Genomic DNA, 17,745 nt, shown 5'->3' on the forward strand with positions numbered 1-17,745 from the left:
CCCTGCTGGTGATGCTCCCTGTTCGCCTGAGGGCTGACGGATGAAACCTTCACCACGTGAAGGAGGCGTTTGCAATGAGCAAAAATAAATTGACCGTAGAGATTTACGGACAACAGTATTCCATCGTCGGCAAAGCCAGCCCCGGCCATATGCGGCAAGTGGCCAGCCATGTCGATGAAAAAATGAGGCAAATCGCCGATGCCAATCCGAAATTGGATACGACCCGGCTGGCGGTATTATCTGCGGTGAATATTGCGGATGACTACTTGCGCCTGAAGCAAGAGTACGATGAAATATTGCACCTTGTCGAAGATGAACAACCCTGAGGAGGATTAGAGGATTAGATGAATCATTTTGACTTTATTCTCGTACTCCTTCTCATCGGTTTATGTCTCCGAGGATACCAGCGAGGATTGGTCTTACAAGCCGCCTCGCTGTTTGGCTTATTGATCGGCATATGGGCGGCGTACCAATTTACCGATGAGTTGGCTCCCGTTTTAAGCGAGACCTTGCCGCTTCCCGAACAGGTAAGCAGCGGTTGGATGGCACTCTTGCCGATTGACAAACTGATCTATTCCGGGCTTGCCTTTTTGATTCTTCTCTTTGGCAGCAAACTGATTCTGTCGATTGCGGCAACAATCCTCAACCAGTTTGCCACTCTGCCGGTGGTCTCCCTGTTCAACCGGGCGGGCGGAGTCCTGGTTGCATTGCTTCAGACTGTGCTCCTTTTCATCGTGCTCGTGAATGTGCTCCATGTTTTGCCGTGGACGCAAGGGCAGGATGCGGTCAACGAATCCATGCTGTCGCAAGCCATTTTGCAAATCACCCCGGACTTTACCCGGGAGTTGAAAGAACTGTTCTCTGCAAAAGGCATGGTTTAGAAAAAGCATCAGTATGCCCGTCATGAGGGCGTTGGCAAGATCAAGGATACGTACAAGTGAAGAGGGACTTCGCGAAAACACAGATAAATACGGTAATGGATGGGAACATCTGGCGATGCAGCGGCATCGCTCCAGTAAACAAAAAATGACTTGAGATATCGGGTTCTCAAGTCATTTTTTGTTTATCCAGGAAATTCAGGGATGACGCGTAAAAATACAGATGAAGCGGACTGTAGCAGGAACGGAATACGTTCAAAAACCCCGTTCCAGATTCCTTGGCCAAATGAATCTGTCACCAGGATCAGTTGTTGATATAACGCTCGAAAACGAACCCAAAATCTTTGACATGATATTGTTTTCTCGCATCGACGAGCCAGGAGAAGGCAACCTGGTTCAATTCCTTAAACTGCTCGACCAGATTGTTGTCTGTGTTTCTGAGGCTGCTTAATGTGGTTGAAGCTAAATTGAGGCTTTGTTTGGCATATTCCAGGATGATTTCGTTTTCACGGGAGATTTCCTCGATTTTAAGCAGGGCTTTGTATAAATCCTTCAACTCTTCCAGGTGTTTTTTATGTACGTCAATCGAATAGAGTTCAGATCCTATTTTAAATTTAAGTTCGATATCTAAATCGACCGTTCCGGCCGTTTCAAGAGTTACGCTTGAAATCCTGTGCGTACTGTAATTAAAGCGGCGAAGCGTGCGTTTTTTGCTCGTTGCACTTGTTCCGTCGAGGTGAATGAGGGCTTTGTTGGTAAAGCAGTATTCATCAGATTTTGATTTGATCAGAAAAAAGATTTTCTCGCCATCTTCATGCATCACATAGTCATCTGCGTCTACCTTATCGTAATTCTCCGGTTTAATCACAGAGCCTACATCACTGAGTCCAAGTACATCCGAAGCCACTTTTCCAAACATTCGATCCATCCTTTCTTATCTCATTTTATATTTTTTTCATATTTTAATATTATATCATTTCCGGATCATGCTGCCTAGGGCTGTAAAGCATCGCCAGCGATGGGATCAGTGGCGGTCTTGAAACGGACGTTTGAGGGATTTTGAAAATTAGGATCATTGATGGCGCGCTTCTACGGGAATGTTGGAAATGGGGATGGCAATGTTATGTTAAGATAAATCAATATAAGGGTTCAAATAAGAACGTTATTCCAGGGGGGTTTATGAAAACCGGGCTTTCGATTCAACCGGTGATTTTTGATATGGACGGGACGCTGGCGGATTCGCATGGATCCGGCAGAGATCAACATCGCCTGCAAACAAATGATGAACTCCATTTCCAAACCTTTCCCCCCGCTTCACGAGGTTTTGATTTTTGGGGATAATAATGCAGTACATAAGGAGGGAATGGGGATGAAGAACGCGTACATTTCAGCTGTCTTACAGCAGTTGGCCGACTTCATGGAGCTGAACGGAGAGAATCCGTTTAAAGTGGGAGCCTACCGAAGAGCGGCAAGAGCAGTGGAAAACAGCCGGGTTCCGGTAGCGGAGATGATGGACCGGCTGGAAGATTTGCCGGGGGTGGGAAAGGGAACCGCAGGAGTGATTGAAGAGATTATCACGACCGGCACATCCAGGCAATTGGAGGAATTGAGACAAAAGCTCCCTTCCGGGCTTCCGGACTTGCTTTCTTTGCCGGGGATGGGTCCCAAATCGATACATGCTCTGTACCGTGAATTGAATATCACCAACTTAAATGAATTGAAGGCGGCGGCAGAGCAGGAAAAAATCCGTTCACTTCCGGGATTTGGGCCGAAAAAGGAACTAAAGATTCTGGAAGCGATCGAGCAGTTTCAGAAGAGACCCGAACGCCGGTTGTTGCATGAAGCGATGCTGGTGGCAACGCGTGTGAAAGATTATTTGTCGGACGACGGCAGGATATTGCGGGTTGAGCTTGCCGGAAGCATCCGCCGCCGGAAAGAGACGATCAAAGATATTGATTTTGTGGTCGCCACCCGTGAACCGAAAGAAGTGGGAGAGTACATCGTTTCGATGCCGGAAGTGCTGGAAATCGTGAATCAAGGGGAAACCAAAGTGAGCGTCATTGTCAGGGTGGAGGGAATCGAGATGAACGTGGATGTCCGTCTGGTGTCGCCCTCGCAATTTGCCAGCGCCCTGCATCATTTTACCGGGTCAAAAGAGCATAATGTCCGCATCCGGCAGCGGGCCAAGCAGTTTGGTTGGAAGGTGAGCGAGTACGGCATCTTCGACCCCGAAACAGAGGTCACCCAAACGTTTGACGATGAAGCGGCTTTTTTTGCGCATTTGGGATTGCCGTATATCCCGCCGGAACTTCGTGAAGACAGGGGAGAAATGGAAAAAGCGGAACGGGGAAAACTTCCCCAACTCATTGAACCGGGGGATTACCGGGGAGATTTGCATATGCATACCGTGTACAGCGACGGGGCCGACAGTATATTAAAAATGGCCCGGGCGGCCAGGGAGAAAGGATATGAGTATATTGCGATTACCGATCATTCCCGGTTCCTCAAAGTAGCCAACGGGCTGACCATTGAAGAATTAAAAGAACAATGGGCGGAGATCGACGAAGTCAACAAAGAGTTCGATGATTTTACCGTACTTAAAGGCACAGAGATGGATATTTTGCCTGACGGCCGTTTGGATTTTCCGGATGAAATTCTAGAGCAATTGGATATTGTCATCGCCTCGATTCACAGCAGTTTTAAACAAGATGAGCAAACGATGACCCGCAGGATCGTGGAAGCGATGGAGAACCCCCATGTGGACATCATCGCGCATCCGACCGGCCGGTTGATCAACCGTCGCCATGCTTACGCGCTGGATATGGACCATATTTTCCAAGCGGCCAAAGATACGGGAACGATATTGGAGCTGAATGCCAATCCGCATCGGCTTGATTTGAATGACGAGTATTTGAAAAAAGCGAAAGAAGAGTATGGCCTCACATTTACCATCAACACCGATGCCCACTCTGTGGAAGGTTTAAATAACCTCCCTTATGGGATTGCCACTGCCAGAAGAGGCTGGTTGGAAAAAGGGGATGTGATCAACACCTTGCCTTTGGAAGAGTTGAAAAAGAGATTGAAATCGTGATGCACTTCCTCCCTCTTCCCGTCCTGGGTGTATAGAGAATGAAAATATCGGCATAATAACAGCAGAATTTCAACCTGGAAAGGGTTGTTCTGCTATGCGAAGCCGATATTTTATTTTTATGCTCACTTGTTTGTTCATAGCGGTCACGCTCATTCTGAGCGGCGGAAAGGAAATGGCTGCTTTCCACCTCAAACCGGCCTCTTCTCCCGCTTTTGGTCCCGGTATTTTAAAGGTCGGGGCTCGCGGAGGAGATGTGTATGAACTTCAGGGACGGCTTAAATTCCTCGGTTATTACACGGGAAAAGTGGACGGGGTTTTCTCCTGGCGGACCTACAGGGCGGTACGCCTCTTTCAGTATAGTTACGGAATGAAGAAGATCGACGGAGTCGTCGGCCCCAAAACGAAGCTGAAGTTGTGGCAGGCTTCAAAAAACTGGCGTCCCGGGATGAACAAGGCACCCGCGGGGGGACCCGTTCTAAAAATTGGCTCCCGGGGCGGAGATGTGTATGACCTGCAGGGCCGTTTGAGATTCCTTGGGTTTTACACAGGAAAAATTGACGGCCAGTACGGATGGAGAACCTACCGAGCGGTACGCCTTTTTCAGTATGAATTTGGCATGAAAATCGATGGAGTGGCCGGCCCGAAAACCCTGACCAAACTGAGAGCGGCAACCAAAAAATACCGCCCGACCCGTGCAGCGAGAAGAGTTGCTGCGCCGAGGTTGCCGAAAACTTCGCATGGATTGAGCAGGAATGACTTGAAGCTGCTGGCACAAGCCGTCCATGCCGAAGCCAGAGGGGAACCTTATGTCGGGCAAGTGGCTGTAGCCGCTGTCATCCTCAACCGGCTGGAAAGCGATAAATTTCCCGATACGATCCCGGGAATCATTTATCAGCCTCTGGCCTTTGAAGCAGTCGCTGACGGTCAAATATGGCTTGAACCGGATGAAACGGCAAAGAAAGCGGTCATGGATGCTTTAAACGGGTGGGACCCCTCAAATGGAGCCCTTTATTACTTCAACCCCGCCCGGGCGACTTCGAAATGGATCTGGAGCCGTCCGCAAATCAAGCGAATCGGAAAACATATCTTTACCCGCTAGGCGAAAAACGAACGTGTGTTGACGGAACGGTTCCGATGAGTTGGTCGGAGCCGTTTCCCCCCATCGAGCCGGTTGACGGATGGCTCGATTTTTTTATTCGGTAAAACGGGCTCCAACGGGAACAAAAATATCAATCATACCTACCAGAAGGGAAACTAAAACCAGTCCGAGCAGCGGGACTTCAAAGGCCGGGAGCAGAAGGGAAGCGGAAGGGAGTGCGGAGGCGGAGGCGAGGATTCCGATGATGCCTCTGGCAAACGGTGAAATGTCTCGTCCGAGAAAGAGTTCCGTCAATCCCCCGGTTCCTGCGATGATCAGGGAAACCAAGGCGGCGTTTCCGATGCTGTTCGCCGAAAAGCCGGGCACAACGGTATCAACCAGCACGATACCGACGAAAGCGGAAAAAAAACGGACTAAATGCCGGAAAATATACATCCGTGCCACCTCGCTATTGAAATTCATCCGTGATCGACAACTGCTTTTATTTTGTTGCAAAATAAGAACGGATAAACGGGAAATCTTGCCCGGACGTGATATAATGGAAAAAGAGTTTTGAGGAAGAGGAGTTGTAGGCGTTGGAATGGACGCTGAAACCGCTGGAGTTTAATCAAGTTAAAGAAATGGTCAAAAACCAGGCATCTTCTCAGCTTGGCAAAGCCAAAGTGGATGAGATCACTCCTTCCTCCTCGATTGAGGAGGTTAAACAATATTTACAGGCGACTGCGGAAGGAATGGACCTGCTCCGGCTGAAAGGGGATGTTCCCCTGGGAGGGATCAGAAGCATCGGCTCTTCCGTGCGGCGTGCCAAAATCGGCGGTTTGCTGAATGAAGCCGAACTTTTGGATATTGCGAGCACGATCTTGGCGGGCAGAAAAGTAAAATCTTTACTGCGTCAGGTCGAGGAAGAAACGGCCCCGCTGCCTATTTTGCGCGGATACACGGAACAGATTGAAAGCCTGGAGCACCTGGAAAGAGAGATCGAATCCTGTATTGATGATCAGGGAACAGTGTTGGATCAAGCAAGTCCCCCGCTGGCGCGAATCCGCAGAAGCATTGGGGATCTCCGGCAGCAGATCCAGCACACCTTAAATCAAATGTTAAGAAATTCCCATTATCTGAAGATGATGCAAGAACCGATTATCACTCAACGCCATGATCGCTATGTGATTCCCGTGAAACAGGAGTACCGGGCCCAGTTTGGAGGGATTGTGCACGACCAGTCTTCTTCAGGTGCCACTTTGTTTATTGAACCGGAATCCATCGTTCACTTAAACAATCGCCTCCGTGAGCAAGAGCTGGCGGAAGCAAAAGAAATCGAAAAGATCCTGATGCGATTGACATCCCTTGTCGCGGAAGAAGCGGACCATCTGGAACGAAACTTGTCCATTCTGCAGGAAGTGGACTTCATCATGGCCAAAGCCAGGTTCGGAGCGATGATGAAGGCGGTTTGCCCGGCCATTTCCGAGGACGGAACGATGCGTTTGAAAAGGGCGAGACATCCTTTGATCCCCCCGGATCAAGTGGTTCCCATCGATGTGGAGATGGGGGAGAGGCATCAGGCCATTATCATTACCGGGCCCAATACCGGAGGAAAAACGGTTACGCTTAAAACGATTGGCTTGTTTGCCCTGATGGTTCAGTCGGGCTTTCCGATCCCTGCTGAAGAAGAGAGCATCATGCCCGTTTTCAGCGGAGTCTTTGCAGATATCGGGGACGAGCAAAGCATTGAACAGAATTTGAGTACGTTCTCCAGCCATCTGACCAACATCATCCGTATGTTGAAAGTGATCGATGAACGCAGCCTCGTTTTGTTTGATGAGTTGGGGGCCGGAACCGACCCTGCCGAGGGGGCCGCATTAGCGATTGCCATTTTGGAATACGTGATGGAGCGCGGCAGTTCCGTGGTGGCCACCACCCATTACAGCGAACTGAAACTGTTTGCCCATCATCATCCGCGGGCGGTGAATGCCAGTGTTGAGTTTGACGTTGAAACACTCCGCCCCACTTACCGCCTCTTGATCGGAGTTCCGGGGCGAAGCAATGCCTTTGCCATTTCCAGCCGGTTGGGGCTGCCGCCTCAGATTATCGAAGCAGCCAAAAAACAGCTCAGCAGTGATGAAAATCGGTTGGAAGAAATGATAGCCGCCCTGACCGTTGACCGGAAAGCAGCGGAAGAAGAGCGGAAAAATGCGGAAAGGTTGCGGAACGAAGCGGAAGAGCTGCTTCTGGACCTGAAAAAGCAAATGGAATCGTGGGAAGAAGAAAAAGCGCGGCTCAGGGAAAAGGCCAGGCTGGAGGCGAAGAGCATTGTCACATCTGCCCAGCGGGAAGCGGAAGAGGTGCTCAAAGAGCTTCGTGAATGGGCCAGAGCCCGTCCGCAGGAATTAAAAGAACATGAATTGATCGCTGTGAAAAAGAGGCTCGACGATGCCGTGCCCCAGATGCAGCTTCCGAGAAAAACAAGTCAACGGGTTGCCGTGGCAGAGGAAATCAAACCCGGTGATGAGGTGTTTGTCCACTCGGTCAATCAAAAGGGTGTGGTTGTGGAAGCTTTGGGTCAGGATGAATTCCAGGTTCAAGTCGGCTTTTTAAAGATGAAAGCCCATCTTCGCGACTTGGAAAAGCGTTCCTCCAAGCCGGAAACCGGAGCGGCAAAAGCGACTTCTTCCATCAAGCGGTCGACGGATCATGTACCGCCTGAACTCGATTTGCGCGGCAAGATGGTGGAAGAGGCGATCATGGAAATTGATAAATACTTGGATGACGCGATCCTCGCCGGTTATAAACAGGTGGCTCTGATTCACGGGAAAGGGACAGGCGCGTTGCGTTCAGGTGTACAGGAGTTTTTGCGGAAGCACCGCAGTGTCAAGTCATTCAGGCTGGGCTCCCATGGTGAAGGAGGCAGTGGAGTGACCATTGCGGAACTCAGATGAATTATCCTTTGACGGAGGGAACGAATGAAATATCTGCCGAGGATCTTGGGAACGATTGCGCTCATCTTTTTTGTCGCCGGACTCATCTGGTTCATGTTAAACGCCTGATACTCTGATGTTTGTGAAAGTCCCGTGTTTCTTTCAGAAGCATGGGGCTTTTTTTGGTACATACGCTTCTCTGCCACACTTGGCTGCCCGATCAAGGCCTGAGAACATTGACATTCTGCCGACAAAACGTTTAAATCAATGAAGAAGAGATTATTGAGCATGCGCCAAAGGAGAGCAGTACATATGATGAAATATTTTGCCTCACTTGCAGGAGCGCTTCTCTTTATCTTTGTGTTCACCGCCTGTAGTTCCTCCGGATCTGCCATACAAAGCCAATCGAAAACATCTGGTTCAGGAAATCAGCGCCAGGATTCCCCAAATATTCAGGTAAATAAAAATGTAAACAAACAAACTTTACTATCGGCCATCAATAAAAGCAAAAGTTCAGAGATTCCGATCAAGCGGGTCTTGTATACAAGTTATTATTCCATTCCTCCACGTCCGGCAGGTGGTGTGTGGTATTACACCAAGGATGACCATGCCGGCAATTTGGAAGGGGTGGCGAAGTGGGAACGGGAAGATATGATCTTCGTTCAGGTCCCGGACCGCGAGTATTACGGATATATCGCACGGCCGGTTTCTCTGAAAAAGCAAGGCAAAGAGGTTGTCCAGATCACCCTGAAACTGGAAAAAGGGGATTGGGTCGCTACGAAACTCCCGCCCCGAACGATCATCTCGGTGGCCAAAGGATCGATCGACCCGAAAAGCGTGAAGTTCCGGGTTACGACAGAAAGCGGGGAAAATCTCATGGCACATTAATCAAGCAAAAAAACGGGGGAGCAGCTTCCCCCGTTTTTTTGCTTGATTGATTAGTAATTGACAGCCCTGTAAGCGTTGACCCTTCCGTAAGTCCAGTAAGTACCTGTCCCGCTGATCCGGTCAGCCGTATTTTGAATCGCGGCGCGGATTTGGCTGTTGCTTCTGCCCTGTGCCGCCAACAGACCGGCAAGGCCGGCTACATGGGGAGTGGCCATGGAAGTACCGCTCAAAGAAGCGTAGGTGCTGGTGATGTAAGTGGAATAGATGCTGGAACCGGGAGCAGCCACATCGACCCAGCTTCCGTAGTTGGAGAAAGAAGATTTGGTGTCTGAGGAAGTCGTCGATGCTACAGCGATGGCATTGCTGTAATAAGCAGGATAACTCGGAGCCGAGGTGTTGCTGTTACCGGCAGCGGCTACCACAACCGCACCTCTGTTCCATGCGTAATTTACCGCATTTTGCAAAGTGGTGGTACCGGCAGAGCCTCCTAAACTGAGGCTGATGACCTGGGCACCCTGATCAGCGGCATAAATAATCCCGTTTGCCACATCGTCCAGCGTACCGCTTCCGTTTGCATCAAGGACACGAACAGCCAAAATTCTGGCATTGGGGGCCATCCCGGCTATTCCGGTCCCGTTGTTGGTGGTCGCGGCGGCAATTCCGGCACAGTGGGTCCCGTGCCCGTTTGCGTCGTTCGGAACGCTGTCGTCATAGACGAAATCCCAACCATTGATCACTTTTCCGTTCAGGTCAGGATGGTTGGCTTGAACCCCGGTATCGACGATGGCGATTTTAACGCTGCTGCTGCTCCTGGTCACGTCCCAAGCCTGAGGAGCCTGAATTTTTTGCGGTCCCCATTGGGAGGAAGAGAATGCGGGATCGTTGGGTGTCCAGGCCGCATGGAAATAATAGTTGGGTTCGACGTACTCAACATTGGGGTCTTGCTTGTACTTTTGCATCATCTTTTGAACCGAGTTGTTTTTAAATTTGACTACTTCAAATCCAAGTTTGCTTTTGGAAACAACTTGAGCTCCTTCCTTGGCGTGAAGTGCCTGAATGTTTTTCGCTGAAGTGCCGGATTTAAACTTAACGATCAATTGATCCGGAGCATAGGCGGAATCAGGGGAATCTGGAGTTGGTTGTGCGAAAATCGTGGAGGGGATCACGAGCAAAACCGCCAGTAACACAGCTGAAAGAACACTCAGAAATCGTTTCATAGACATGCCTCCCTCAGATGTTGAACTCGAAAACATAAAACAAATTTGAAGAGTAGGAATAATTTGTCCGGATTGAAAAAGTGATTGGTCCTTTTCTGTGATGAGAATGAGAGAACGATTTTGTTACTGTTAAACTATTAATGCTCTGAAACATCCCGACCATCTTCGCCCATACTTATGGATGCTTTTAAAGCCGCATAAACCCCTCCTTTCTATTTACAGAATAATCCCCCTCTTCTATAAATTCAATACCCATTTTACTGAAATAACAAAGAAATAACATAATTTTTTTGTTTTATTATGTCATATACAATACCTTTCAGTTAAAAAGACAGATTAGATGGTAAAAATTTCAATTATTAATAATTGAGCCTATAAACGATGGTTCGGCATCCGTTTTGACGACCGCTTGCCGGAAATGAAGAGACCACAGGCTTTCTTGTGTCCCTGTGATCGAGTTTGGGATGAATCTTTTTTCTATTCATCTACATACCATATCTTCTCATTTCTTTCTTGAGGTGGAAAAGGTATGCCATCGTGTCTCTTGCCATTTCCGATGAATATTTCTCAGGATTTCGCTGCATCTCGTTCAAGATCCGTTCGGCTCTTTCATAACTGGCCGCTAAAAGATTGTAATAGCATTTTTTGGCAACCGGGGTTTTGCATTCTGCAGTAGTCATCACAAACCGCTCCTTAATAATTAATTCCCACAATTCATATAATACCAAATATATATATGAATAGAAAATAATATAATTTCGTTTACACAAAAAACCAGGGAATATCCTTCCCTGGTTTCCATTTTTTATCTGGTTTTCGGGTAGCTGATGAGGTTGACGAACATGCGGTATCCGCCTGGAACCTGACTTTGGATTTGCCTGTACCAGACGAGGCTGGTGTAGATATAACTTCCTTTACCGTAATGGGCAACCAGCAGCCCGCCGGTAAATGGTTGTTCCCCCGGATCAGCCATGGAGAGCAGAGGGGTATAGGCCGGATCCCAACTGGAAGGGAAATAAAGCCCTCGTTCCTGCACCCAGTGTGAGAAGTCGGTTTCCGTAATCGGATTGGGTGCTTTGAGCAGAGGATGGTCAGGCTCCAACAAGGTTACCGGAGCATTTTCGTCTGTGACCCGCCACTGGATCGAAGGGCTCCCGGGTGTGAGCGGATAAGGAGCGAGTCCGGGATTCCAGCGATCTTCCGGTTTATGGTACTGCATGACGACATGTCCGCCGTTTCTGACATACTCGAGCAAACGGTCGTTGTGCTCCAGGAGATCCGAGCGTGATAGATAAGCGCGAATGCCTACCACGATCGTGTCAAACTGATTTAAATCTCCCGATTCGATCATCTGTTGATCCAGTTTGGTTATCTCAAGGCCGGCCTGACGCAAGTGTTCGGCCACCTGATCGAAACCGCTGTCCACATATCCGATTTTTAACCCTTGCATCAACTTTAGCGGAAAGGCTTGAATTTTGACTTTCGCATCGGTCAGCAAGTAGCTGGTGCCAATATGCTCATAGTGAATTTTCTGGACCTGGACGGAGCTTGTGCGTCCGTTTACGGTAGCCTTGAATGGAATCAAATAGGCTTTTTCCTGAAGCGGCTCCGGGGCTTTCACCGTAAAGTGAAGCTCTTTTGTTTCGCCTTGTTTGGTGAAAGAAACAGGAGCTTGTGAGGGCTCCGCATTCCATCCCTCGGGCAGTGAAGGAGCGACCACCCCGGTATTTGGCCCGGCGGCAAAGTTGGTCACCTGAACGGTGATCACCCGGCTTTTATCTTCTTTTTCCGTGTTGAGGATGGTGGCTCCCGGATTTAAGTTGAGCCCCCATTCTGGTAAGAGCGCAGTTGTTTGCTGTTTCGGATCTGGTGTGATGACGCGTTTCACTGTTTCCCCGTACAGTTTGTAGGTCACCTCCGCCCTCACTGCCGGGGGTGCGTAAGGATCGAAATAGGAGGCGTCATCCGCTGCCTGGACTTGAAGCGATACCGTTCCTTTGTTTCCGGGAAGCAAAGTGTTCGGATAAGCCCCGACCTCCGCCCGCCAGTTGGCCGGAAGGAGAGGCTTCACTTGTACCTGGTTGATCGGGGCATTCCCGTCGTTTTGCATATGCAGGGTGAACATGCTTTTCGAACCATGGGTCAAAACCGGTTGGTTTGTAAATAGGTCCATTTTGACGCCGGAGGAGACAGCGCTCGCATTTTCCAGTTGATGTTCCTTCTTTTGCAGGCGGAACATCAGATCATCCCGCTGCTGTCGGTCGAGCTTCGGGCTGCGACGGGCGATCGCTTCAATTTTACGGGTCTCACGCAGGGCTTGTTGAACAATGGCGGCAACCTTTTGCCGGTTGGGATATGCTTCTTGCGCTTGCTCCAACTGGGTCTGCAGATGAATGAGCCGGATTTTTAGCGCAGGATCCGGAATCGTTTTCGCCAGGTCGCGGAAATTGTAAGGCAGATCATCAAAGATCGTAGACTCTTTTTTTACAGCCCCCACCGAGGAGAAGGCCAGTTCCAGCGATACCCAATAATCCTGAACGGGCAAGTCGCGGCCCATTCCCTGGCTTTGGTGGAGTTTTCGCGATTCTTCACCCAATTGCGGGTAGGTGAGACCGTAGACGGGATCGATCGTACCAATATTAAAACGCAGGGTTTCCTTGTCTGCCGCTCCCGGGAGATACAGTTTTTTCACTTGCCAGGGCTTAATTCCTTGCCGGAGATGTTCCGGGAAGACATGGGGATCGGCAGCATCTTTGAAGGCGCGGAGAGTGAGCAGAGTGATGGCGCGATGGTGTCCGTGTTGGGTGGGGTCATTCCGGAATGAAGGCATGAGGATGTCCGGACGTTCCAGCCGGATCCGGCGAATCAGCCGCTCATAAACAACAGATTCCCCCCACTTGGCCAGTGTTTCTTCCGGGGATTTGGAAAAGCCGAAATCGTAAATGGGGTCATCGATCTTTTCACTGAGCAGAAAGAGGTCGATACCTAGCAAATTTGCAGCCTCTTGCAACTCCCGCGAGCGGATGATACCCAGGCCGTTGCCCAATTCGGTACCGATTTCATTTTGCCCTCCCTCTCCCCGGTTGGCCAGTACACTGGATACTCTGACCCCTTTACCCAGGGAAAGATAAGCGAGCAGCGCACTCTGTTCATCATCCGGATGGGCGCCGGTGTTCATGAAGCTGACAATCGTATCCAACGGGCGAAGCACTTTCCACAACTCTTGATCGGTACCGGTTCCTGCATGCACCGTGACACTCCCAAGCAGAGTGCCGATGACCAGGATCAAGCTTATCCATATGGCAGTCATCTTTTTGCGGAAATGTTGAGCCATGCCTTGTAGCCCTCCCTGACTTGAAAAATTTCCGGGCATTGATCCCATTTTCTGATGCTTCCTAGATATATCATAATGTTTCGAAAAGAACAACTAATCATATAGGGAAAATTGGGACCAAAATGAAAAGAGTGCCCGAATTCATTCTATTTATTTGGATAAATCAATAAATACCAACTTTTATAAATGATTCGTATTGCGTTATATTAAAAGTATCGGCTGTTTGATCTCTTCTTTCTTTGATGGGATAGATGAGAGGGATGTTTCATGAGAAAGGCCTTCAGCTTCCCAAACGGATTGACGAAATAACCATCCGCCGATCCGGAGCTTACGGCTTTGTATGGAAAGAGGACAACTGTTTCTTTCCGGGTGTTTTACAGTTATTTCAAAGGGGGATATTGCATGCGCACACATTCCGTGTGGAAAGGGTTGTTGCTTTCGGGTCTGATCTCGTTGATGATGACCGGATGTCTTGCACCCGATTCATCAGGTGAAAAAGCAAAAGACGGGTTGGAAGAGAAAGTTGTCATTTACTCTCCGCACGGCAAAGACATCTTGCAAGATTTTGAGAAGATGTTTGAAAAAGAACATCCCCATGTGGACGTGCAATGGCTGGATATGGGATCGCAGGAAGTACTCGACCGGATTCGTTCGGAAAAGCAAAATCCGCAAGCCGATGTCTGGTGGGGGGCTCCTTCGGTCATGTTTGAGCAAGCGAGAGAAGAAGGATTGCTGGAGGCTTATAAACCCAGCTATGCAGCTGCCCTTCCGGCGGAATTCCGGGCGGAAGATTTCAGCTGGACCGGGACAAGCCAAACACCGGAAGTGATTATGTACAACACGGATCAAATTTCCAAGCAAGAGGCCCCGAAGGATTGGGATGATCTGTTGGATCCCAAATGGAAAGATCGGATCATGATTCGCTATCCGCTGGCCTCCGGTACGATGAGAACCATTTTTTCAGCGATGATCTACCGCACATACAAAGAGACCAACGATCCGAAACAGGGCTATGAATGGCTGGCCAAATTAGATGCCAACACCAAGGAATACTCGCCCAACCCGGAGATTATGTATAACAAAATCGCGCGGGGAGAAGGGGCGATCACGGTTTGGAATATGCCGGATGCCGTGATGTTGAAAGAGAAAAAAAACTACCCGTTTGACTTTGTGATCCCGAAAAGCGGCACTCCGGTGCTGACGGAAGGAATTGCCCTGGTGAAAGGAGCGAAACACCCGAAAGCGGCGCAAGCGTTTTATGAGTTTGTCAATTCGGAGGAAGCGGTTTTGTTTCTGGCGGAAAATCATTATCGCATCCCGACCCGGACCGATGTGAAGAATTTGCCGAAATGGATTACGGATACAACAATCACCCCGATGGAAATCGACTGGAAAGTGATGCAGGAGAAAGAAAAAGAATGGATGGACTACTGGGACCAAAATATCAAAAACAAACAGAAGCAGGTTGAAAAATAACACGACTTCGTTGGAGTGATGGGGTTGAGCGGGGTTCATCTCTTGCAAGTGACCAAAGCATTTGATGAAGTGGTGGCCGTGAAGGATTTGGAATTGACCATCCGGGAAGGGGAGTTTTTCACCTTGCTCGGTCCGAGCGGTTGCGGGAAAACGACCACTCTCAGGATGATTGCGGGATTTTATTATCCGACCGCAGGAAAGATCTTGTTTGACGACCAGGAGGTCACTTTTGTCCCGCCGCATCGGCGAAATACGGGGATGGTGTTTCAAAACTACGCCCTTTTTCCGCATATGACGGTGTTTGAGAATGTGGCGTTCGGTTTGGAGGTGCGCAAGATTCCGAACGCTGAAATCCGCGAGCGGGTTCGGGATGCACTAAAGCAGGTGCGGTTGGATGGTTACGGTGACCGGCGCATTTCGCAATTGAGCGGCGGACAGCAGCAAAGGGTGGCTCTGGCCCGTGCTCTGGTCATCCGTCCGAGGATTTTGCTGCTGGATGAACCGCTTTCCAATCTGGATGCGCGGCTGAGGGACGAAATGCGCGCCGAGATATTATCCATTCAGCGTTCGCTGGGCATTACGACGATTTATGTGACACATGACCAGGTGGAAGCTTTGTCCATGAGCAACCGCATCGCCGTCTTTCATCAGGGCGTCTGCCAGCAAGTGGGAACGCCGGAAGAGGTGTACAACCGTCCGTGCAATGCTTTTGTGGCCTCTTTCGTCGGAGAGACCAATTTGTGGCCGGTGGTCATCCGGGACGTGACGGAAAATGAGGTCATGGTAACATGCGGGGAATATACGATTCGCGTTCGTCAGGAAGCAGAAAAATTTCCGGTGAAAGCGGGAGATGATCATTGGTTTCTCTCCATCCGTCCGGAAGCTGTCCGGCTGGTTTCCGAGCCGGGCCCCAATACGGTGAAGGCTGAACTGAAGCTCGCCCAGTTTACCGGGACTTCCTTCCATTGTACTGCCCGCTTGGATCAAACACGCACGTTGCAGGCATTGCTGGTGAACCGTCCCGGACTTTTAAGAGATGTAAGAGAAGGAGAGAAATTGTGGTTTCAGCTGCCGGATAACCAGATCCGGTTGCTTCCCGCCGGTTCAGGAGGAACGGCCGATGCTTAAGATGACGAACCGCCTTCGCATCAAGTCGGAGCTGATATTAACGGTCGTTCTTCTGATCCCCGTACTGCTGGTTCTGTTCGCTTATGTCTTGTATCCCAGCTTTCGCACTCTGGCGGAGAGTTTTTGGGCAGACGGTAGATTTACTTTGGAGAACTATGAGCGCTTTTTCAGCACCGACAGCTGGGCCAATTTGGAAGCGTTGTGGAACAGTGTTTATATCTCTTTATTGAGTGTGATTCTAAGTGCGCTGATCGGAGTGCCCCTGGCGTTTATTTTTAACCGCTATGAGTTTCCGGGCCGCGGATTCTTTGCGACGGCGGCCATGATGCCGATCGTGCTTCCTTCTCTGGTCGGCGTGATGTCGTTTATGTTTCTCTACGGGGAGTCCGGCCTCGTCACGCGGTTGATTCAAGATCTCCTCGACTTGAAAGAACCTCCCTTCAAGCTGGGCGGAGTCTCCGGCATTTTGCTGGTTCATGCCTACACTGAGTATGTCTATTTTTACATGACGGTTTCATCGGCGATCCGGGGGATGAATCCATCTCTCGAAGAGGCGGCCGCCAATCTGGGAGCCAACCGGTGGACGGTGTTCCGCCGGATCACCTTACCGCTATTGACCCCGGCGTTGGTGGCAGCATCTCTTCTGGTATTTATGACTTCCATGGCCTCTTTTTCCGCGCCGTTCATGCTGGCAGGAGGCTTTCGCGTGCTCAGTCTGCAAATCTATTTTTCCAAGATCAATGGCGACTTGAACATGGCGGCCACTCAATCGGTCATCCTGTCGGTCATCTCCATTTCCTTTTTGTTGTGGATGCGCTGGTATCAAGGAAGGAGAGATTACCGGATTTCCGAAAAAGGAGTGAGCACCCATCGCCGGGAGGTGCGTAATCCCTGGATCAAATGGCCGTTGGTCGGCTTGGGCGTACTGGGTGTGATCGTTCTTTTGCTGCCTCATGTGACTCTGGTGATCCTGTCCTTTGTCCCGGAGGGAACCTGGACCTACCAAACGTATCCCACGCAGTTCAGCCTCGAAAATTACATGCTGCTCATGCAGGATCCGCGGATCTGGGAACCTGTGCGAAACAGCTTATGGATGGCGACCATCGCGACGGCGGGCAACTTTTTGTTCGGAATTCTGACTTCCTATGTACTGGTCAAACGTAAATTTAAGGGAAAAAGCCTGGTGGATATTCTGGTGATGCTCCCCTGGGCCCTGCCGGCCACGGTTGTCGCCATGAACTTGATTTTTGCCTTTAACATGCCGACTCCGTTTACATTTGGTCAAGTGCTGGTGGGAACGTATTGGATTTTGCCGCTCGCTTACTTCATCCGTCACATTCCGCTGGTCGTCCGGTCGACCAATGCCGCACTGGAACAGCTGGACGATTCGCTGGAGGAGGCGGCGCGAAACCTGGGAGCCCGTTGGTTCACCACTTTCAGGCGCGTGATCTTGCCGATGATTTTGCCCGGCATTCTGGCGGGTACATTGCTCGCTTTTGTCACGGCCGTCGGGGAATTTGTTTCATCCGTGTTGTTGTATACCATCGATAACCGGCCCATCTCGATCGAGATCATGAACCAGCTTCGCATGTTCAACCTTGGCCAGGCCGCGGCATACGCTGTATATCAAATATTGCTCATCGCGGGAGTGCTGTACATCTCCAACCGTTTCTTCGGAGTGAAAGCGCAGGATTCTCTGTAGATGTTCGGACGACTAGGAGG

Annotated in this window: 15 protein-coding genes and 1 pseudogene; 11 read left to right on the top strand and 5 right to left on the bottom strand. The window is 49.9% G+C overall.

The window, feature by feature from the left end; genetic code table 11:
* Positions 1–74 precede the first annotated feature (74 nt).
* Entirely contained in the window at positions 75–326 is a 252-nt protein-coding gene (gene zapA, locus BMW55_RS05815) for a cell division protein ZapA (RefSeq protein WP_089966277.1), read from the top strand.
* A gap of 18 nt (positions 327–344) precedes the next feature.
* On the top strand, positions 345–881 hold the full coding sequence (locus BMW55_RS05820; protein WP_089966280.1) for a CvpA family protein: 537 nt from the start codon (positions 345–347) through the stop codon (positions 879–881).
* 301 nt (positions 882–1,182) lie between these two features.
* Here BMW55_RS05820 and BMW55_RS05825 read toward each other — a convergent pair whose 3' ends face one another.
* Entirely contained in the window at positions 1,183–1,797 is a 615-nt protein-coding gene (locus BMW55_RS05825) for a PH domain-containing protein (protein ID WP_089966282.1), read from the bottom strand.
* Between the two features lie 260 nt (positions 1,798–2,057).
* Here BMW55_RS05825 and BMW55_RS19270 point away from each other — a divergent pair, with 260 nt between their 5' ends.
* From BMW55_RS19270 to sleB, 4 genes and pseudogenes are all read left to right on the top strand, one after another.
* A complete protein-coding gene (locus tag BMW55_RS19270) occupies positions 2,058–2,219 on the top strand; it encodes a hypothetical protein (RefSeq protein ID WP_170839751.1) in 162 nt (53 codons plus the stop codon).
* A gap of 28 nt (positions 2,220–2,247) precedes the next feature.
* On the top strand, positions 2,248–3,969 hold the full coding sequence (gene polX, locus BMW55_RS05830; RefSeq protein WP_244527457.1) for a DNA polymerase/3'-5' exonuclease PolX: 1,722 nt from the start codon (positions 2,248–2,250) through the stop codon (positions 3,967–3,969).
* A gap of 172 nt (positions 3,970–4,141) precedes the next feature.
* Positions 4,142–4,363: pseudogene (locus BMW55_RS19925) on the top strand (peptidoglycan-binding domain-containing protein); the annotation flags it as partial.
* A gap of 51 nt (positions 4,364–4,414) precedes the next feature.
* Entirely contained in the window at positions 4,415–5,068 is a 654-nt protein-coding gene (gene sleB, locus BMW55_RS05835; RefSeq protein ID WP_425283824.1) for a spore cortex-lytic enzyme, read from the top strand.
* A gap of 93 nt (positions 5,069–5,161) precedes the next feature.
* On the opposite strand, the gene BMW55_RS05840 is transcribed toward sleB, so the two are convergent.
* Complete coding sequence (locus BMW55_RS05840; protein ID WP_089966286.1) at positions 5,162–5,503, bottom strand: hypothetical protein; 342 nt, start codon at positions 5,501–5,503, stop codon at positions 5,162–5,164.
* Between the two features lie 140 nt (positions 5,504–5,643).
* Here BMW55_RS05840 and BMW55_RS05845 point away from each other — a divergent pair, with 140 nt between their 5' ends.
* Complete coding sequence (locus BMW55_RS05845; protein ID WP_089966288.1) at positions 5,644–8,001, top strand: endonuclease MutS2; 2,358 nt, start codon at positions 5,644–5,646, stop codon at positions 7,999–8,001.
* A 291-nt stretch (positions 8,002–8,292) separates the two neighbouring features.
* Positions 8,293–8,868, top strand: coding sequence for a hypothetical protein (locus BMW55_RS05850; protein WP_089966290.1), 576 nt, complete (start codon positions 8,293–8,295; stop codon positions 8,866–8,868).
* Between the two features lie 50 nt (positions 8,869–8,918).
* Here BMW55_RS05850 and BMW55_RS05855 read toward each other — a convergent pair whose 3' ends face one another.
* The 3 genes from BMW55_RS05855 to BMW55_RS05865 all read right to left on the bottom strand — a co-directional run bounded on the left by BMW55_RS05855 (position 8,919) and on the right by BMW55_RS05865 (position 13,419).
* Positions 8,919–10,085, bottom strand: coding sequence for a S8 family peptidase (locus tag BMW55_RS05855; RefSeq protein ID WP_089966292.1), 1,167 nt, complete (start codon positions 10,083–10,085; stop codon positions 8,919–8,921).
* Positions 10,086–10,570: 485 nt separating this feature from the next.
* Positions 10,571–10,765, bottom strand: a complete 195-nt coding sequence (locus tag BMW55_RS05860) for a hypothetical protein (RefSeq protein WP_089966294.1) — start codon at positions 10,763–10,765, stop codon at positions 10,571–10,573.
* Between the two features lie 125 nt (positions 10,766–10,890).
* Positions 10,891–13,419, bottom strand: a complete 2,529-nt coding sequence (locus BMW55_RS05865; RefSeq protein ID WP_089966296.1) for a PIG-L family deacetylase — start codon at positions 13,417–13,419, stop codon at positions 10,891–10,893.
* Positions 13,420–13,821: 402 nt separating this feature from the next.
* On the opposite strand from BMW55_RS05865, the gene BMW55_RS05870 reads away from it, so the two are divergent.
* The 3 genes from BMW55_RS05870 to BMW55_RS05880 are packed head-to-tail and all read left to right on the top strand — an operon-like array spanning position 13,822 to position 17,725.
* Entirely contained in the window at positions 13,822–14,895 is a 1,074-nt protein-coding gene (locus tag BMW55_RS05870) for an extracellular solute-binding protein (RefSeq protein WP_089966297.1), read from the top strand.
* A 24-nt stretch (positions 14,896–14,919) separates the two neighbouring features.
* A complete protein-coding gene (locus BMW55_RS05875) occupies positions 14,920–16,023 on the top strand; it encodes an ABC transporter ATP-binding protein (protein ID WP_244527458.1) in 1,104 nt (367 codons plus the stop codon).
* On the top strand, positions 16,016–17,725 hold the full coding sequence (locus tag BMW55_RS05880) for an ABC transporter permease (protein WP_244527459.1): 1,710 nt from the start codon (positions 16,016–16,018) through the stop codon (positions 17,723–17,725). Before BMW55_RS05875 ends, BMW55_RS05880 begins: the two co-directional genes overlap by 8 nt.
* The last annotated feature ends 20 nt before the right edge of the window (positions 17,726–17,745 follow it).

Source organism: Lihuaxuella thermophila, from assembly GCF_900110165.1.
Lineage (GTDB): Bacteria > Bacillota > Bacilli > Thermoactinomycetales > Thermoactinomycetaceae > Lihuaxuella > Lihuaxuella thermophila.

Excerpts from the sequence above, each read along its gene's own strand:
- BMW55_RS05820 (WP_089966280.1), top strand. The coding sequence starts at position 345 with ATGAATCATTTTGACTTTATTCTCGTACTCCTTCTCATCGGTTTATGT.
- sleB (WP_425283824.1), top strand. The coding sequence starts at position 4,415 with ATGAACAAGGCACCCGCGGGGGGACCCGTTCTAAAAATTGGCTCCCGG.
- BMW55_RS05840 (WP_089966286.1), bottom strand. The coding sequence starts at position 5,503 with ATGTATATTTTCCGGCATTTAGTCCGTTTTTTTTCCGCTTTCGTCGGT.
- BMW55_RS05855 (WP_089966292.1), bottom strand. The coding sequence starts at position 10,085 with ATGAAACGATTTCTGAGTGTTCTTTCAGCTGTGTTACTGGCGGTTTTG.
- BMW55_RS05870 (WP_089966297.1), top strand. The coding sequence starts at position 13,822 with ATGCGCACACATTCCGTGTGGAAAGGGTTGTTGCTTTCGGGTCTGATC.
- BMW55_RS05865 (WP_089966296.1), bottom strand. The coding sequence starts at position 13,419 with ATGGCTCAACATTTCCGCAAAAAGATGACTGCCATATGGATAAGCTTG.
- polX (WP_244527457.1), top strand. The coding sequence starts at position 2,248 with ATGAAGAACGCGTACATTTCAGCTGTCTTACAGCAGTTGGCCGACTTC.
- BMW55_RS05860 (WP_089966294.1), bottom strand. The coding sequence starts at position 10,765 with ATGACTACTGCAGAATGCAAAACCCCGGTTGCCAAAAAATGCTATTAC.
- BMW55_RS05880 (WP_244527459.1), top strand. The coding sequence starts at position 16,016 with ATGCTTAAGATGACGAACCGCCTTCGCATCAAGTCGGAGCTGATATTA.
- zapA (WP_089966277.1), top strand. The coding sequence starts at position 75 with ATGAGCAAAAATAAATTGACCGTAGAGATTTACGGACAACAGTATTCC.
- BMW55_RS19270 (WP_170839751.1), top strand. The coding sequence starts at position 2,058 with ATGAAAACCGGGCTTTCGATTCAACCGGTGATTTTTGATATGGACGGG.
- BMW55_RS05850 (WP_089966290.1), top strand. The coding sequence starts at position 8,293 with ATGATGAAATATTTTGCCTCACTTGCAGGAGCGCTTCTCTTTATCTTT.
- BMW55_RS05825 (WP_089966282.1), bottom strand. The coding sequence starts at position 1,797 with ATGTTTGGAAAAGTGGCTTCGGATGTACTTGGACTCAGTGATGTAGGC.